We start from the raw sequence: 17,619 nt of genomic DNA on the forward strand, positions 1-17,619 counted from the left end.
CACCTGAATTTTCGTAAATGAGTACCCTTTTCATGTATAGACCCTCTATTTTAGAAAATATTTCTAATTTTATTCACTCGTCCCTCTCTTGCAAATTGTATATTTATGGTATCCCCAGCTCGCTCGGTACTATAGAATTGTTGATAAAAAGATCCTGTTGAAGCGCGGAGGTCGCCTATTTTGCTAAATCGACGAATCCAAATCATCCATTCCTATGTCCCGATCGGTTTGCTGGTATGGCTGCTGTTTTGGTTCATTCCCTACTACGATCAGACGGAGCGCATCATCCTATTTGCTGTTTTCGTAGTCGTGCCGTTAACCTTGTACCGAGTAATTGAGTCAGCGAAGCAGAAGCCCCTCTTCCTATTGAAGCTCCTCGTCAGCCAAATTCCAATCGGTGCGATGGCGCTAGCCGTGTCTTTTCTTCTTTCACCGGGTATCGTTGCCGGTTTACTCTCCATTCCATGGGGTTTCGTAACCGTGTGGATCGCTGTCACAGGCGCCTTCCTTTTTATAAAGCGAACCGCAAATTTGGCAGAGTTATCAAAAGGGATTGGCTTTTTGTACATCAGTATCGGCGGGATCTGGGTGGTGGCTCATCAATTCGGGGTTCCCTTGTTAGGATTTCAGGGACACATCATGTTGCTTACAGTCAACCATTTTCACTATGCTGGTTTTGTCGCACCCGTTTTATTTGGCTTCTTGCACGACAGCCAATGGAAAAGCTCCTTCTCGCGCATCATGGTTGTGCTTGGCGGGATTGCCCCCATCCTCATCGCACTGGGGATTACGTACTCTCCCCTTGTTGAGTGGGTGTCTGTTGCCGTATTCACCTTGTCACTGCTCCTGTACAGCGTCCTTGTCTTTTTTTCGATCATTCCAAAAGCCACCGGTTGGACGAAGGGGTTACATATTCTCGCGAGCAGTGTCATTTGGATTACGATGGCACTGGCTGTCACTTACGGGTTTGGGGAATGGACGGGGCAGCCAACCCTCATGATTTCCACCATGATTTTTTTCCACGGTTGGGGAAACGCGATCCTTTTTTCCTTTATCGGGGTACTGGCATGGCACGCCACCTTGATGGATCAAGAAACGGCACGGATTCCGTTTAGCCTTATTCAAGGAAAGGGGAAAATCGGTGCCGATGTATTTGCCAATCTGGCTGTACTCGACCACGCACCGAAGCACAAGCCGACTGGATTAGTCGACGACATGCAGACTTACCGCAGCGCACGATTTAATCCCGACCGGATCGACGAGGATATCATCCGTTTCTATGAGCACACAGATGAATACGAGCTGCATTTGTCCCCCAACTGGAGCAGCGGGTTTAAGCGGCCAGCAAGGGTCTATAAGCTCATGAGCCAATGGCTGGAGCAAATGAACTTTCCCCTTGAGGCAGAAACGAGTGAATTGCAGGTCAAAAGCGTTATTTTGCCAATACTAGACGAGAGGGACGGCAGGGAACAAGTTCGTGCCTGGGTACGAACCTACATCCCATCCAGAACAGCGATTTATGCGGCTTTGTATTCCACCCACGTGTCAGAAGATACACGCTATATGAACATCGCCTTCCCGCTCCCTTATTCCCAGATGACAAGCATTCTACAGTTGCAGGATGCGGCGGATACACTCGTGTTGACTTCTTGGCCATCTGAAGGGTTGTCTGGGGATCAAGGTGTTTACCTCGTGATCAATCAGAAGGCCATTCGCCTTCCTATCAATGAAACCATTACGGTATGGAAAGATCCAGAATCACCAAAAGGAGAAATAGAAGCGAGGCATGACATGTGGTTGTTTGGGGTCAAGTTTCTGACGTTGGATTACCGTATATTTAAAAGAACCTAGGAGCAAGTTTGGAGGCAGCCAACTGGTATGGCTGCCTTCCATGTCTGTGTTCGCGTTTACAATTGTGAAATTCTTTCATTGATTGTCAATACCAATCGATCCATCTCATGCAATCTTGATTTCACTTCTCTGCTTTTCATTTGTAATTCTGCTTCTTTTCGGTGAATAGCCCCTCTTAGTTCGCTCGCTGTATTCGCAAAGGAATCCGCTGCGTCAGGGTCTGTTACCCTCCAGGACCAAACCGCATTTTCAAACAGGCTGCAGCGGATCTTTAACCGTTCAATTTCTTCCTTGTCCTTCTGGGTTATCCGGTCCAATTCCGCTTTTTCTGCTTCTAATTGCCGTTTCCATCTCTGCAATTCATCGAGCTCGATTGACATGAAGGTCTCCTTCCTTCGCTCACATTCGCCTATTTAGACATAACCAGACTTCGGACCCAAGCGACCCCTTCCTGAACGAATGGTTTGCTTGGCTTACTATGTGGCGTATGCTCGAAGTTAAACTGTACTCCTTTGCACTTGGCTAGGAACCCGATGACATGCGCAATTTTATACTGCACGCCATTATTCTCATGGCTCGGATGGACGGGAATCCAAATGTATTTATCGTCCTCAAACGCCACGTTGTGCAAATGAACGACGCTGATGTGTTCCTTCCACTTCTCCAAATATTCGAGAATTTCATCTCCTGCAGCCATGAAATAATCCCCTATGTCTATGCAAAGCTTCAAGGAGTACTTCTCCCATATTTCAACCGGAAACGCATCCAGGTATTGGATTCCTTTTGCGGAACGCCCAATCCCTAATTTGGGTTCACAAATAATGGGGATCTCATAGGTATGTTGGATTCGGCTCAATTCTTGCAAACCCGACTCTATTAACTCGTTTACGGATTCCGTCGATTCTCTCGCAAAGTAAGGAAAATGGACCAGGATGTATTCCGCACCCAGACCTGACAATAGCGCGGCCTCTTTTTCAAGTTGCATTCGTGCGTCCAAGGGGTCAAATGAAACCTTTTCAAGCAAGTCGTATTTGCTTCCATTTCGTAATAACGGTGAATGGACGCCGAAGGGAGTTTGTTTCGTTCGAGAAAGCTCTAGGAAAGAGTGGAACGCTGATTCATCAGGAAACTCACCGATCTCGATTAAATCGATCCCCTCCCAGAACAATTCGTCAAACTGATCGGGATTCGTTAAAATTGTGCTTCCAGATACGCCGAATCTATGCATGATCCATCTCTACTCCTTTAGATTGATGGCAATCCACTTCGTACCTGTCTGATTGGTTTGCGGTTTGCCGTTTCTATATCACTTTAAAATGAGGGTCCCCTTATAATTTTGATAATCTTCAAACACCTCGGTGAAATGCTCGCCCCAGAAACCATTCCTTGCGACCGGTCTTGCGTCAATAGCAAAAAACTCGGCATCAGTCGTTTCATCTGTTTTCGAGAGCAGTTCGCCCTCCCAGGAATCCACTTTAAATAAAAACTCGAACAGTTGATACTTATCGTGATAGCTATTCTCCACCATGGGCTTTCCTGAATAAATCGCAATTAATGTAGCACTTACCACTTCAAGGCCCGTTTCTTCCTTTACTTCCCTTTGCAAGGTCTCATAGATGGATTCCCCCAGTTCTATAGATCCTGCTGGCATTCCCCACCTGCCATTTCCCTTCGTAAACAAGACCTTTCCTGTTTCGTCACAGATAATGGCTCGGATAGAAGGTACGATCAGAGGGTTGTGCCCCACAAGCTTCCTTACTTGTCCGACATATGATTCTGGATAACTCATACGCAGTAAATCACCTCACTATTTACTGATTCTGGAAAACAATCAGATTTCCTTTGATTGTACAAGTACTGATAGGAGTCCCTATCTGTCCCTTCCAATATCCAAGCTCCTTTTTTTCGATTTCCATGATCACTTCCAACTGTTCATCCGGTGTGCGTCTGCATCGTCCCTTTCATCAGATCTTGACTCCTTGTATCGGAGAATTTTTCTATACGCTTTTATCTTCTTCTTGCGCATTCTGATTCCTTTTCCTATCGCTGCTTGCTCACGACCGGCAGGAACATTAGTAAAAAAACTTCCCCAGCTCAGCCAATTCACTTGGCCTGCCGGGGAAGTCTTTTATCTGATGGAGCCTGTACTCAAGGAAACCGAACGATTCCCTTACTTTTTCGTAACGAGCTCCAGATCAACCGGGATGTTGCTTTCCACTTTCTCACCTTTTGCTACTTTCAGAGCGGTTTGCACAGCGGTTTCACCGATGGCTGCCGGTTTTTGAGCAACCGTTGCACCCATTTTGCCGTCGTTTACGGATTTTACTGCGTCGTCCGTTGCGTCGAAGCCTACAACAACGATGTCTTTACCTGCTGCTTCTACGGCTTGCAGAGCTCCCAGTGCCATTTCGTCGTTGTGTGCAAATACTGCTTGTACATCTTTGTTTGCTTGCAGGATGTTTTCCATGACAGAGAGACCTTTTGCTCGGTCGAAGTCAGCCGGCTGGGACGCTACTACTTTCACGCCTTCTTTGCCGTCTACTGCATCGTGGAAGCCTTTTCCGCGATCACGCGCTGCGGAAGTACCAGCGATCCCTTGCAGCTCAACGATGTTGCCTTTGCCGCCCAGCTTTTCCAGGATGAAATCGCCAGCCATTTTGCCGCCTTTTACGTTGTCAGAAGCGATATGAGACACCACTTGTCCGCCTTCAGCTGCACGGTCAACCGTGATAACAGGAATGTTTGCTTTGTTGGCTGCTTCTACAGCTGTGACGATCGCTGCAGAGTCAGTCGGGTTGATCATGATGACACTTACTTTTTTCTGGATCAAATCCTCTACGCCGCTGATTTGCTTCGCCGTATCGTCTTGTGCGTCTACTACCAAGAGCTCTGCTCCTGCATCTTTAGCCGCTTTCTCAGCTCCCTCTTTCAAGGAAACGAAGAACGGGTTGTTCAGTGTGGAAACGGCCAGACCAATCGTTACTTTGCCGCCTGCTTCGCCGCCGCCTGCATTTGTGTTGCCAGCGGATTGCTCAGCTGGTTTGTTTTCCAGGTTGGAAGACGTGGAGCAGCCTGCGAGTGCCCCCAGTACCAGCGTACAAGCCATTGCCATCTTCAAAAATTTCTTCATAACGAATCCATCCTCCTTAAAGTCCAAGCTTTTTATTTATTTAGCTTTAGATCGGTCCAAGAGCACTGCGATGAGAATGACCGCCCCTTTGACTACCGACTGGTAGAAGGAAGAGACATTCAGCAGGTTCAGACCGTTATCTAACACACCGATGATCATCGCCCCAATCAGGGTACCGACGATCCACCCACGCCCTCCGGACAGGCTCGTACCGCCCAAAACAACCGCGGCAATCGCATCGAGCTCGTAGGATGTCCCTGCGGTTGGCTGCGCCGAGTTGAGACGGGAGGTCAGGATGATCCCGCTCAGGGCTGCAAACAGACCGCTGATCGAGTAGACGAGCACTTTGACTTTGCCCGTATTGATCCCGGACAGCTTGGTCGCTTCCTCGTTGCTGCCGAGTGCGTATACATGGCGTCCAAAGGTCGTATGACGAAGTAAGAAATACAAGATAGCAAACGAAATCAGCATCCAAATGACTGGCATCGGGATCTCCAGGAAAAAGCCTTTCCCCAGCAGCGCGAAGTCTTCATTCAGTCCAGTAATCGGTCTGCCCTCTGTGTAGACCAGCGTCAGGCCACGGAACACGGTCATCGTCGCCAAGGTACCGATGAACGGAGCCACTTTCCCTTTGGTGATGATGATGCCGTTGATCGCCCCCATGACTACACCAGCCAAAAGGCCAATCAAGACAGCCAGCCACGTATCCATACCGCTCGCCATCAACCCTGCAGTGATAGCGCTTGCAAGAGCCAACATGGACCCTACGGATAAGTCAATGCCGCCCGTCAAAATAACGAAGGTCATCCCAAACGCAATCAAGGCATTAATCGAAATCTGGCGCAACACGTTGAAAATATTGCTTACTGTCAAGAAGTCACTGTTAATAACCGATAGGACGATGACAATCAAGGCGAGCCCAAGCAGCGGGCCCATTCTCTGCAAAACATTAAACCGCATGGCTAGTCCCTCCCGTCGCTGCACGCATAATCATTTCCTGTGTAGCCTCTTCTCTCGTAAACTCTCCCGTGATGCGGCCTTCATGCATGACCAGGACGCGGTCACTCATGCCCAGCACCTCTGGAAGCTCGGAGGAGATCATCAAAATCGCGACACCATCCTGTGCGAGGCGATTCATAATATCGTAGATTTCTTTTTTCGCCCCGATATCGACACCGCGAGTCGGCTCGTCCAGTATCAGGATTTTCGGCTTCTTCGCCAGCCATTTGCCGATTACGACCTTTTGCTGATTTCCGCCGGACAGCGAGCCTACGATCTGTTCGCCGCCTGCTGTCTTGATGAACAAGCGCTGGATCGCATCATTGCTCAGCACCTGCTCGTCTCTCGGCTTCATGACGCCGAGAGACGAGACTTTTTGTAAATTCGGCAGAGAAATATTCTCCCGCACCGAAAGCGACAGGACCAGACCTTCTTCTTTACGGTCCTCCGTCACGAGCGCAATTCCCGCAGAGATCGCATCGATCGGCCGCGTCACACGCACCGGCTTGCCATCGACGAGAATCTGTCCTTCCCGCACCTTCTCCAAACCGAACAGAGCTTTTGCCATCTCCGTGCGTCCTGCTCCCATCAGCCCTGCCACTCCGACAATCTCCCCGCTTTTGATCGAGAAGGAGATATTGGAGAGCTTGTCTTTGACATTCAGGTTTTCGACGCGAAGTCGCTCCCCGCCCAGCTGAACCTCTACCTTTGGAAAACGGTCGGTGATTTCACGACCTACCATCATTTTCACCAGCTCGTCCAGATTCGTCTCGGCCGTCTCAACGGTTCCCACGTACTGTCCATCGCGCAAAACGGTGATCCGATCGCTCACCTGAAAGATTTCCTCCATCCGGTGTGAAATGTAGATCATCCCGACGCCTTTTTCCTTGAGTGAGGCAATCATGTCAAAGAGGGCGTCGATCTCGCGGTTGGTCAAGGCAGCTGTCGGCTCGTCCAGAACGAGAATGTCTGCCTGCATCGAAAGGGCCTTGGCGATTTCGATCATCTGCTGCTGACCGACTGACAGATCGCCGACCAGCGTATCCGGATCGAGCTTGATCGCCAGCTGATCGAGCCAGCGCTTGGTTTCCTGCCGCATTTTGCGCCAATTGACAATGCCACTCTTGCCGTATGTGTATTCACGACCGAGAAATATGTTTTCCATGACAGACAGATGGGGAATCAGGTTCATCTCCTGGTGGATGATCGCAATTCCTCGACTGGAGGCGATATCCGGCGTCATCTTTTCCTGTGTCTCGCCCTTGACGATGATTGTCCCCGCATCCCGCTCGTAAATGCCACCGAGAATCTTCATCAAAGTGGACTTGCCTGCCCCATTTTCCCCCATCAATGCAACCAGCTCACCGCTTTTCAGGTTCAGCTGGACATCACTTAGCACCTTGACTCCCGGGAAGGATTTGTTGATTCCTTTCATCTCCAACAGATAGGCTGACATGTGTACTCCTCCTCTCTTCGCCGTGTGTTGCTATTAAAACGTCACACCTGCTTGCAAAATGACGTTCGCATATGGCGTGCATTCACCCGTGCGGATGATGGCTTTTGCTTCCTTCGTCAGGTCCTTGAAGGCTTCGTGCGAGACACTCTCCATCTCCACTCCCGGAAGAGCGGCTTCCAGATAGATGTGCGCGCTCGGCTGGGCCTTGATCAGTTCCTCTGCGAAAATCGCCTTCTCTACCTGCATTTCTAGCAATACCGCATTCAACACTTCAAAAAAGGAAGGCAGTCCTGGAACCACCGCCAGATCTATGCGTGTCACGAAATCAGGAATCGGCAAGCCAGCATCGCAAATGACGATTCGATCCGTATGTCCCAGCTGGCTGATCAGCGCTGAAATATCGCTGTTTAAAATGCCTAGTTTTTTCATAATGTCCCCCTTACTCTGCGATGAATTCCTCTACTTGTGCGAGGGTAGGCATACCTGCCTGTGCGCCGAGCTTTGTCACAGCGAGCGCAGCCACTTTCGTAGCGAATGCGACTGCTTCCCCGACTGCCGCTCCACCGGCTAATGCATAGGAGAATCCGGCATTAAAGGAATCTCCCGCTCCTGTCGTATCTACGACTTGAACGCGATGGCTTGCGACCAGTCCTTGCTCTCCTTTGGCAGTCAAATACGCTGCCCCTTTGGAGCCTAAAGTGGTCACGACGGTAGAAACACCTTTTTGCAGCATCGCCTGCATGGCGTCCGCAAGCTCGATTTTGGCATCCGCCTGGGCCAGCAGATAAAGCTCGGATTCATTTGGAATGAGGACGTCCACCTGACTCAGAAGTTCATCTGGCAGCTCGCGGGCCGGCGCTGGATTGAGCACCACCGTCTTGCCCAGCTCTTTTGCTTTGGCAGCTGCATAAATCACCGTTTCCAGAGGTATTTCCAATTGCAGAAGCACCACATCGGACTGTTTGATCTTATCGACGTGCTGGTCGATGTCAGCAGCCGTGACTTGTCCGTTTGCCCCTGCCACCACGATGATCTGATTATCGCCCTGGGACAGCACGATGGAGGCCACGCCTGTATGGCTGTCAGCTTCTGCCTTTACCGCTTCCACATCGATGCCTTCCTGCTTCAGCGCTTGCAGCAGCTCCGTGCCGAAAGCATCGGCGCCAACCGCACCAATCATCGTCGTCTTGGCTCCCAAACGGGCAGAGGCTACTGCTTGATTGGCTCCTTTTCCACCTGGAATAAAGTGAACCTGGTTTCCATGAACCGTCTCTCCCATGAGCGGCGGTCGCTTTGCCTCGACAACGATATCCATATTCAAACTGCCAATGACGACAACCTGTGGCGGCGTTTTCATCGTTTCTCTCTCCTTTATCTTTTCGTGGAATCACGCACGATCAACTCTACATCCAGCTCATACAGCTTGGCTTCCATCACACCTGATTGGATCGTCTCGATCAGCACCTTAGCAGCCAGTGCCCCCATATCGTAGTTGGGCTGGGCAATGGTCGTAAGCTCTGGTGTGGTAATCTCCGTCAGGCTGATGCCGTCAAAGCCGATGATCGCGACGTCTTCGGGTACGCGAACGCCAAGCTGGTGAAGTCCTTTCAATGCCCCTATCGCCATCAGGTCATTTCCGCAAAAGATTCCGTCCACATCCGGGTGCTTGGCAAACAGCTCCTTGACTGCGGCAAGTCCACCGTCCATCCGAAAATGCCCAGGCACCATCAAGCTTGGTGTGTACCACGGAAAATCCAGCACCGACTCTTCATAGCCGAGCATCCGTTTTTTGGCGGTGATCAGCTCCTGTGGTCCGTACAGATGAGCGATCTTTTTGCAGCCGATGTCCAAGAGATGCGATACTGCCAGCTTTGCCCCCTCGTAATTTCGCGAGCGAATGACACTGCACGATTGGCGGGTCGGAGCCCGGTCAAGCACCACGAGTGGAATGTTGTTTTTATTCATTTGCTCGACGTCATCCTGTCCCAGTGTATTGGAGGCGAAAATGATCCCGTCGACGTATTTTTTACGCAGCATTTCGATATACGATTTTTCCTTTTGGCCTTGATCGTCGGAGTTGCACAGAATGACCGTGAAGCCATGCTTTTGAGCGACGTCTTCCACGCCTCTTGCAATTTCCGGAAAAAACGGGTTGGCAATATCGGGCAGAATTAACGCTATTGTGCCCGTCTGCTTCCCAGCCAAACCACGCGCGACCGCATTCGGCTCGTAATTGAGCTGCTCGATCGCCTTGGCCACTCTTTGCTCCGTATCCTTGTTCACGTATCCATTTTTATTGAGGTATCGGGATACCGTTGCCACGGACACCCCCGCTAATTTGGCCACATCGCGTATCGTTGCCATGCTTGCCTTCACCGTCTCTTCACAATGTGTAACCGGTTACATACATTCCAAAAAAAGAGAATGATTGTGGAAATCATTCGTGTGTAACCGGTACCATATTTGATGCTTACACTATACTCCTGCTCAAAAAAAGCTGTCAATACTTTTTTGCAGAAATCCCCTTGCTACGTCTTTTTTTGAAAAGGAATTTTTCTTTCGGGGAGTATGCCTTCCCTGACAGCTTCTGTCAGTCTTTCTCCCTTATGATTAATACATGGATGAGAGGAAGCCAGACCAAACCACTTTCATGAGGAGGCATGCTTTATGAATGAAGGAAGAACCTTGCGCGGCATGAGTACCGTCAGTTTTTGGGCGGAGGACCTGGATGCAGCAACGAAATGGTATACCGAACTAGTGGGCATCGAGCCGTACTTTCGTCGACCAGGCTACGTCGAATTTCGTATCGGCGACTATCAGCACGAGCTGGGCATCATCGATAGCCGTTATGCCCCTTCGAAGACAGGAGCTTCCCCCTCTGGCGTTGTCGTCTACTGGCATGTTGACGATGTGACAGCCACTTATGAGAAGCTGCTGCAGATGGGCGCACAGCCGCATGAGGAACCACAGGACAGAGGGGCTGGCTTTATCACGGCTACCGTCATTGATCCCTTTGGAAACATTCTCGGCATTATGTACAATCCTCACTACCTTGAGATTTTAGACGCCCAAAAGCAAGCTTGAAATGCCAAAGAGCAGCCTGATCCACTTCGATCAGACTGCTTCCTTTGTGTCTTCCATGCCATCTCTAGTTTTCGTTTGCTCGATAAACGTTCTGTCCTGCCACAAACGTAGCCTGCACCTGAAATGCCTTGTCCAAAATGACGATGTCCGCATCGTAGCCGGCCGCCAGTCTCCCTTTGCGGTCCGCTATGCCGAGGATCGTTGCTGGGGTCAGGGAAGCCATCTCGACCGCTTCCGGCAATGGCACTCCGCTTAGCGTCACCATATTGCCTACCGCCCGGTTCAGGGTCAAAATGCTTCCCGCCAGCGTCCCATCCGCGAGCTTGGCTTCCTGACCTTGGACGTGAACCTCCTGCCCGCCAAGGTCGTAGGTTCCTTCTCCCATCGCCGCAGCTCGCATCGAGTCACTGACCAGCGCAAGACGCTCAGCTGTTTTGACCCGATACAATATTCGCATCACAGCAGGATGCACATGGATGCCATCGGCGATCAGCTCCGTGCTCAGCTGCTCGTGATACATCGCCGCACCTACCACTCCTGGCTCGCGATGATGCAAGCCTGTCATGGCGTTGAAGCAGTGCGTGAAGTGACGCACTCCTGCTTCGACAGCCTCAGCCGCTTGGGCAAAGGACGCTCCGGTATGCCCAGCTGATACGATGACCCCACGATCTTTGAGCCAGGCGATCGCCTCCAATGCCTCTGGCTGCTCTGGAGCAATGGTGACGACCTTAATCAGTCCTTCTGCTTTTTCATAGAAATGCCGCACCGCATCCAGCGTTGGGATCGCGATGTTCTCTTCCTTTTGCGCTCCTTTATAACGCGGGTTGATCCACGGTCCTTCCAGATGGATTCCCGCTACCTGCGCCCCTGCTAATCCTACCCGTTTTTGCTGGACAATGTTCTCCAACGCGGTTTCCAGTTCCCCATAAGGCGCTGTCATCGTCGTAGCTAAAAAGGTCGTAACGCCAAACCTTGTTAAAGCACGAGAAATCTCCTGCAGCGACTCAGGTGTCCCGTCCATCGTGTCACAGCCGTTGATACCGTGCATATGCAAGTCGATGAAACCAGGAGCAATCCAGCCTTCTGCCACTTCGATCACTCCGGCAGGCAGAGCTTCGCGATACGTATCTGCTTCCCCCACGAACTGGATGGTCCCTCCCGCCACGACTACCAAACCGTTTTCGATTTCCTCGCCACTCGCAAGTACCGTCCCTCTCAGGGCGATTGTCTGATTCATGCTTTTCCCCTCCGCATTGCTGCCATGCAAATCTTTTTCGGACAGATTCGTGTCATTCCGATTATAGCACTTGAAAAATAACAAAACCAAGGTACGTGCAAGAACTAGATTGACTGGAAGGAATTTTCTTACTATGATGAATTAGTAACGACCAAAAATTAAATTGAAGGTTACAAATATCAAATTACCTTAGGAAGCCGAGGGAGAGAATCCACACATGTATACCGTGCGCTGCGTTGCCATGCATGAGCTTTCTGATTTTGTCGCTGTCTTGACGCTTCCTGAACGGCACGCCTCCATTCTTGCGTATGTGGAGCATATGTTTTCGCAAGGCGCTATGCGTCCTGAATGGTGTTTTCTCGTGGAAAAAGAGGGTGAAGCACTCGGGCGTGCTGCGTTTTGGACGCTCCCCGGAAAGGACGTACCTTCGGATATTGTTCTGCTCGATCTTCCCTGGGAGGATGACGCGTGTGGCGACCAGCTGTGGCAGGATCTGCTGCTGATGTGCAAACAGCTAGGTGCCGAGCAGCTGGGGTATGTGCTGGATACGCCAGCTATGGCCCCGCAATGGCAAGAAAGTGGGCCGACTCGACAGACGTTTTTAAAAAAGAAAGGGTTTCATCTGCAGCGGGAAACCTCCCGTTTCGAGTGGAAATCCGACGAGCCTCGCAGTCAGGAAGCAAACGGAGGCATTCTGTTTCGCAGCTTGTCGGAAGTAGGGGAAGCTTCGTTCATCGATGCGATCATGCGCGGCTCCGCTTCCACTCTCGACAGACAGATTGCGCAAGAACGTGCCGACCTCGGTCCCTATCTCCAGGCAAAAGAGATCTTTCACGACCTGCAAAGCATGTCTTATGAGGCTCATTGGTGGGAGCTTGCCTATACGCCAGAGAACGAGCTGATTGGATTCGTCATGCCGACCAAAAGTCCCACGTTTGCGACGATTGGCTACATCGGAGTCCTCCCTGAATTCAGAGGGCGCGGCTACGTCGACGTCCTGTTGAACCGGGGAGTGATATCACTTGTGCAAAGTGGCGAGCGCTACATCCGGGCCGATACGGACTTGCACAATGAACCGATGGCAAACTCCTTTTTACGGGCGGGATTCCATCGTTTTGCCCAGCGCAGCGAATACCGGGTCCGCTTTTGAGGAAGACAGCAAAAAGGGTGTGATCGTCTTTGCAATCACACCCTAATCCAAACGCTTTTCCAGCTCCAGCTCATCCTGCAGCGCAATTCAAAGCTGGCAGATCCTCATTTTTTGAGCAACCCCTGGCATACCCGCTCTGTTTCCTCGACAAGCGCAGCAACCAGCTCCCCTGCAGACATTTCCCGGCTAAGCGAAGCTGCCTGACCTGCCCACATCGATAGATACTCTGTTCTGTCCTGCTTCGCTGCCGCATTTCGAATATCGCGCGTCAACGCATTTTGTACCGGATAAGGTGGCAGCTCGTGATCATGCGGTGCCAGCAAGGTCATGAACTCATTCTCGATGCCTCTGGCCGATTTACCGGAAAAGGCACGGGTAATGACCGTCGCCTCATCACTCGTCTCACGAACAGAGCGCTTGTACTGTGGATGAGCTCCACTCTCTACGCAGGTCAAAAACGCGGTGCCCAGCTGTACGGCTTGCGCTCCCAGTGCAAACGCAGCAGCAATCCCCCGGCCATCCATGATCCCTCCCGCTGCAATGACGGGAATGTCCACACGATCCACAATCTGCGGTACCAATGCCATCGTACCTATCAGATTGCTCGGTGAATCTGGCAAAAACGATCCGCGGTGCCCTCCGCCTTCACTTCCTTGGGCAGCAATCATATCGACACCGCTGGCTTCGAGGGCGATCGCTTCCCGCACGGTGGTTGCTGTCCCAATCGTGGTGGTTCCCCTCTGCTTCAGCTCAGCAAGCCAGCGCTTTTCCAATACGCCAAAGGTAAAGCTGAATACGGGTACCTGCTCCTCGAGAACGACAGCCATCTGCTCTTCAAACGGTTCCGCAAAACGGGTTACCTCTGGATCATCCGGTATGCCCAGCCGGTCGCGAACCTCGTTCATTACGCTTGAAACCGAATCAGCTACAGGCTGGCTGCCGTCGTAGCTCTCCGGGATGAACAGATTGACGGCAAAGGGCTTGTCGGTCCGAGCACGAATCGCGCGGATCGCGTCACGCATCTGTCCTGCACTCATATACCCTGCACCCAGCGTTCCGAGTCCACCTGCTTCCGAAACGGCTGCGACCAGCTCCGGAGTCGTCGTTCCACCAGCCATGCCCGCTTGAAGGATCGGCAATTTCACCTGCAATCGAGTCGTTATCGCGTTTGCCTGCCACATCATTCCCCACTCCTCCCAAATGGTTTCACGCAATCTATACCTGATGTCGGATCAAATCAAGAAAATGCGCTAGCACACGCGCAGTCATTCCCCAAATGACACGTCCTTCTACCTCGTAAAACAAATGCTCGATCGTTCCCGACCGCCATGGATAGCGTTCTCCCCCTGGAATCAAATGGAACGGGAAATCCTTTTCGGGCTGTATGTAGCTCGAAGTTTTATGAATGGCAGGCTGCATCCCCAGCAAGGTATCCAAGGCGATCACGAACACTTCTCCTACCTCGTCCGGATTCGGATTCATGTCTGCGATGCCTTCCAGATAGCCGACAAACGGATAAATACTGCCCCTGCCCGGACCAAGCAGGATGTCCAGTGACCCGATCAGCTGAATGCGCGACTGCGGCAGCCCCAGCTCCTCGCTTGTCTCACGACGGGCCGTAGCCCAGCGCGATTCGTCCCCTTCCTCTGTGCGTCCTCCGGGGAAACAGACTTCGTTGGCTTGACGCCGCATCGTGCTTGCCCGCTTTTCAAACAGGATGCCCAACCGCTCACCTTCCATAGGTACGAGAGGTAACAGGACGCTGAAAGAGCCGTATCGCTCGTCCCCCATGATGCTTGACTCCCGTCCTTTGAACAGGCTGCTGATTTTCTCCACAGTTGGGTCAGGGTGAACAGGCTGTTCGCGCACTCCCTCATTTGAAATCTCAATGAGGTTTCCATCCGGGTCACGAACGTACACCGAAAGTATGGGACCATTGGCTCCCGTCCGCTCAACTGGACCCTCTATGACTCTTACCCCACAGGCTGTCATGTGCGTGATGACCTGTTCCAATGGGACGGATGTGAGAAAACAAAGATCTGCAGAGCCTGGAGCAGGATGCTGTGCTTTCGGTTCAAACTCATGACCGGCCTGATGCAGGTTGATTTTTTGCTGGCCGTATTGCAAAGCCCACCTGCCTCTACCAAAGGTGACTGGCTTCATCTGGAGGACTTGCTCGTAGAACCGACAGGTCGCCTCTATATCCCGAACCGTTAAGACAAAATGGTCCAGTCTGTCAATCATGTGCATCTCTCCTACGTCATTCCCTTTTCTTTCTACTGGCTTGACACCTCCTATTATACAATCTTTTTCCATACCACACGTACCGTTTTGGCAATTGCGCTGCTGCGAAGGTGAAACGACATTTGCAAAATACGTACAGAAAGCTGGGCGTCTCGAACAGGACGGAGCTGTGCTATAAACTGAAAACGAACTGATGAAATTCGAAAAGCCACCTTCCTCGGCGGCTTCTCATGCTGGTTATTTCGTTTAGAAATGGTCATTGTACAATTCCTGCTGCTGTTCCTCAGCAATGGCCTGCAAGTCATAGGCATTAATGCGAAATAACTGATAGTCGCCTAGATCCGCTCTTTTTGCGGCGAGCTTACTTAGAAACTTCGGGGAGCCTTCGTTTTCTTCATCGTACACTAACAAGATCCCGTCTGAATTGGATAGCAAGAATTTGTCTTTCTCTCCGAGCTGCCAAGCTCCCTGGTACGGTGTTTGATAGACACTATTGAGATAGTCCGCTTGCATCACAATATTCCGGTAGTAATCCTGTGTCTCTTCTTTCCACTTTTCCTCTTGATTCAAAAACGGAGTAATGACCGCCAGCTTCAGCTGAGGATAGTCTTTTTTTAATTCCAGAACGATTTCGGCAGCCCACATTTCTACCCCGAGCTGACCGGATATGATCACCCATTCCAGCTCGTCCTCAAGGAATCTTACGAGTTCCCGCTTGAGCGCTTTCTTAATAATGGCTAGCCCCGGATTTTTTTCATTGAAAATGCCAAGCTCGTGAGCCTTGTAGCCTGAAACAAATAACCGTTTTAGCATGATGCCACCTCTCGTTTACAAGAAGCTCTAGCCAATGCGACTCCTGTTTTTCTTATCGTAACACAAACTTGAATGACACAGAAAACGCCATGGAAAAAGACCGATCCTCTCCCTATTGGGAAAAAACCGGTCTACACTTGTCCATCTTGTTACTCAGCTACGAGCCAGGTCACGTTGTGGGCTTGCAGTTCTTTGCTCCAGTCAGCAGGCGCTTTCGTATCGCTGATGACGATATCGATTTCCTTCAGCTCAGCCACCTTGGACAGTGTGCTGATTCCGATCTTGGAATGGTCCGCCAAGATGATGCTCTCGTTTGCGTTTTCGATAAAACGTTTTGCCAGCACTGCCCGCTCCGGATCATAGCAGGTAATTCCTTTGTGGATGAGCAAGCCGTCTACGGAGAGGAATGCCTTGTCCACGAAAAAGTCTTTCATCATTTGTTCGGCAAAGGAGCCGCCCACCCGATGATGCTTGGCGTTTACTTTGCCGCCCAAAAAGTAGATCTCGGCGCTGAGCAAGCCGCCGTTCTGGTACTCGATCAACATGTTGAGTGCGGTGATGGAGCTGGTGAGGATCGTCAAATCTTTTTTGGTGGACAGGAAAGTGATCATTTGCAAAGGAGTCGTTCCTTCGTCGATGACGATCGTGTCGTTGTCCTGTACCAAATCTGCGGCTGCGCGGCCGATCCGCTTTTTCTCCTCGGCACGCAGGACTTCCCGGCTCATATGGGACGGCTCCGTGCGATCCAGGTTCAGCTTGACCGCTCCACCGTATACACGCTTCAGCTTTTTCTCCGATTCGAGCTCTTCCAAATACCTGCGAATGGACTCCGACGAAACCTGCAGCTTTTCTACCAAATCGTTGGTTCGTACCTTACCGTTTGCGTTTACCAGTTGCAAAATGATCTGCTTACGCTCTTCTCCGAACAACGACACGCTTCATGTCCCCCTATGATTGTGCTACCAGCTCTGTGATCTCCTCGTGGATGACGATCTGGCGCTTGGCTAATTCAGCAAAAATGACTGCCGGATCAAAGGCCTCTTCCGGAGTAATGACGCCCTTCCCGAGTCCCTGTCACTTCTACATGCAGTCGAATAGCCATACAATTCCGTTTCTTTCCCTTCACTAGAATTGTAGAGGTATTGGGAGATACAATCAAGGATTCCTATTTGAGTTTCACCCACAGTGATCTTGTCGTTACGCAGGAATCCGTAATCGTAGAGTGCTTTGACCAGTGCCATGTTCTTTTGCGGCCAGGTTCCCCGCACCTCGATCAGCTTGACACCTTTGGGAGACAAAGCCTGTGCCAAGGTCTTCGTTTCTGCATGAGGGATGATGTACTGAACCGTTTTGCCATAAGGAGCCGGAAGCTCGATTTCACGTGGGCGCGCAAATGGCGGTACTTGCTTACGTTGACATGCACAAAATCTACTCGCGGTTCGTTTAGCCAAGCCACTACCTTACGCCCTTCCTCTTCGTTGAAATCTCCGATCGTGATTTGTGCAAATTACCGCTTCCCGACAAATGTTACCTGCTCCACCTAGACAAAAGACTTTCATGTTAGGATCCTCCCTGTATTCAATCGGCTGCATGACAGCGTTTTGTTGTTTTTTGTGCATTTCCTTGGTTCTTTTGTCAAAAAAAGAGGCTTACTT

Annotated in this window: 17 protein-coding genes and 1 pseudogene; 3 read left to right on the forward strand and 15 right to left on the reverse strand. The window is 50.9% G+C overall.

What is annotated here, in order from left to right; translation table 11 throughout:
• The first annotated feature begins 180 nt into the window (after positions 1–180).
• Complete coding sequence (locus EDM55_RS20755) at positions 181–1,851, forward strand: YndJ family protein (protein ID WP_170184443.1); 1,671 nt, start codon at positions 181–183, stop codon at positions 1,849–1,851.
• 56 nt (positions 1,852–1,907) lie between these two features.
• Here the strand turns inward: EDM55_RS20755 and EDM55_RS20760 are convergent, their stop codons facing one another.
• The 9 genes from EDM55_RS20760 to EDM55_RS20800 form a co-directional block, all read right to left on the reverse strand.
• Positions 1,908–2,231: a hypothetical protein gene (locus EDM55_RS20760; RefSeq protein ID WP_122961281.1), complete on the reverse strand. Its 324-nt coding sequence runs from the start codon at positions 2,229–2,231 to the stop codon at positions 1,908–1,910.
• 29 nt (positions 2,232–2,260) lie between these two features.
• The gene (locus EDM55_RS20765) at positions 2,261–3,079 is read right to left on the reverse strand and encodes a TIM barrel protein (protein WP_246071037.1); all 819 of its coding nucleotides are present in this window, start codon (positions 3,077–3,079) and stop codon (positions 2,261–2,263) included.
• 78 nt (positions 3,080–3,157) lie between these two features.
• The gene (locus EDM55_RS20770; protein ID WP_092274588.1) at positions 3,158–3,640 is read right to left on the reverse strand and encodes an NUDIX domain-containing protein; all 483 of its coding nucleotides are present in this window, start codon (positions 3,638–3,640) and stop codon (positions 3,158–3,160) included.
• Positions 3,641–4,021: 381 nt separating this feature from the next.
• Positions 4,022–4,981 carry a ribose ABC transporter substrate-binding protein RbsB gene (gene rbsB, locus EDM55_RS20775; protein WP_122961283.1) on the reverse strand — a complete coding sequence of 320 codons (960 nt, stop codon included), beginning with the start codon at positions 4,979–4,981 and terminating at the stop codon, positions 4,022–4,024.
• Positions 4,982–5,017: 36 nt separating this feature from the next.
• Entirely contained in the window at positions 5,018–5,941 is a 924-nt protein-coding gene (locus tag EDM55_RS20780; protein WP_122961284.1) for an ABC transporter permease, read from the reverse strand.
• A complete protein-coding gene (locus EDM55_RS20785; RefSeq protein WP_122961285.1) occupies positions 5,931–7,436 on the reverse strand; it encodes a sugar ABC transporter ATP-binding protein in 1,506 nt (501 codons plus the stop codon). The genes EDM55_RS20780 and EDM55_RS20785 overlap by 11 nt, the downstream gene beginning before the upstream one ends.
• A gap of 33 nt (positions 7,437–7,469) precedes the next feature.
• The gene (rbsD, locus tag EDM55_RS20790; RefSeq protein WP_092274576.1) at positions 7,470–7,865 is read right to left on the reverse strand and encodes a D-ribose pyranase; all 396 of its coding nucleotides are present in this window, start codon (positions 7,863–7,865) and stop codon (positions 7,470–7,472) included.
• Positions 7,866–7,875: 10 nt separating this feature from the next.
• Entirely contained in the window at positions 7,876–8,793 is a 918-nt protein-coding gene (rbsK, locus tag EDM55_RS20795; protein WP_092274573.1) for a ribokinase, read from the reverse strand.
• A 14-nt stretch (positions 8,794–8,807) separates the two neighbouring features.
• Positions 8,808–9,800, reverse strand: coding sequence for a LacI family DNA-binding transcriptional regulator (locus EDM55_RS20800; RefSeq protein ID WP_122961286.1), 993 nt, complete (start codon positions 9,798–9,800; stop codon positions 8,808–8,810).
• A 303-nt stretch (positions 9,801–10,103) separates the two neighbouring features.
• Here EDM55_RS20800 and EDM55_RS20805 point away from each other — a divergent pair, with 303 nt between their 5' ends.
• Positions 10,104–10,520, forward strand: a complete 417-nt coding sequence (locus EDM55_RS20805) for a VOC family protein (RefSeq protein ID WP_122961287.1) — start codon at positions 10,104–10,106, stop codon at positions 10,518–10,520.
• A gap of 64 nt (positions 10,521–10,584) precedes the next feature.
• Here the strand turns inward: EDM55_RS20805 and nagA are convergent, their stop codons facing one another.
• Complete coding sequence (gene nagA / locus EDM55_RS20810) at positions 10,585–11,757, reverse strand: N-acetylglucosamine-6-phosphate deacetylase (protein WP_092274564.1); 1,173 nt, start codon at positions 11,755–11,757, stop codon at positions 10,585–10,587.
• Positions 11,758–11,974: 217 nt separating this feature from the next.
• Here nagA and EDM55_RS20815 point away from each other — a divergent pair, with 217 nt between their 5' ends.
• Positions 11,975–12,907, forward strand: coding sequence for a GNAT family N-acetyltransferase (locus EDM55_RS20815; protein ID WP_122961288.1), 933 nt, complete (start codon positions 11,975–11,977; stop codon positions 12,905–12,907).
• 104 nt (positions 12,908–13,011) lie between these two features.
• Here the strand turns inward: EDM55_RS20815 and EDM55_RS20820 are convergent, their stop codons facing one another.
• The 5 genes and pseudogenes from EDM55_RS20820 to EDM55_RS20845 form a co-directional block, all read right to left on the reverse strand.
• Positions 13,012–14,088 (reverse strand): NAD(P)H-dependent flavin oxidoreductase, encoded by a 1,077-nt coding sequence (locus tag EDM55_RS20820; RefSeq protein ID WP_092274736.1) that lies wholly within the window; start codon positions 14,086–14,088, stop codon positions 13,012–13,014.
• Between the two features lie 34 nt (positions 14,089–14,122).
• Positions 14,123–15,151, reverse strand: coding sequence for a VOC family protein (locus tag EDM55_RS20825; RefSeq protein WP_122961289.1), 1,029 nt, complete (start codon positions 15,149–15,151; stop codon positions 14,123–14,125).
• A gap of 246 nt (positions 15,152–15,397) precedes the next feature.
• Positions 15,398–15,964 carry an SLOG family protein gene (locus EDM55_RS20835; RefSeq protein ID WP_092274550.1) on the reverse strand — a complete coding sequence of 189 codons (567 nt, stop codon included), beginning with the start codon at positions 15,962–15,964 and terminating at the stop codon, positions 15,398–15,400.
• A gap of 149 nt (positions 15,965–16,113) precedes the next feature.
• Positions 16,114–16,899 carry a DeoR/GlpR family DNA-binding transcription regulator gene (locus EDM55_RS20840; protein WP_122961290.1) on the reverse strand — a complete coding sequence of 262 codons (786 nt, stop codon included), beginning with the start codon at positions 16,897–16,899 and terminating at the stop codon, positions 16,114–16,116.
• Between the two features lie 13 nt (positions 16,900–16,912).
• Positions 16,913–17,523, reverse strand: a pseudogene (locus EDM55_RS20845) (hypothetical protein).
• Positions 17,524–17,619 lie beyond the last annotated feature (96 nt).

The organism is Brevibacillus centrosporus, assembly GCF_003710815.1.
Taxonomy (GTDB): Bacteria; Bacillota; Bacilli; order Brevibacillales; family Brevibacillaceae; genus Brevibacillus; species Brevibacillus centrosporus.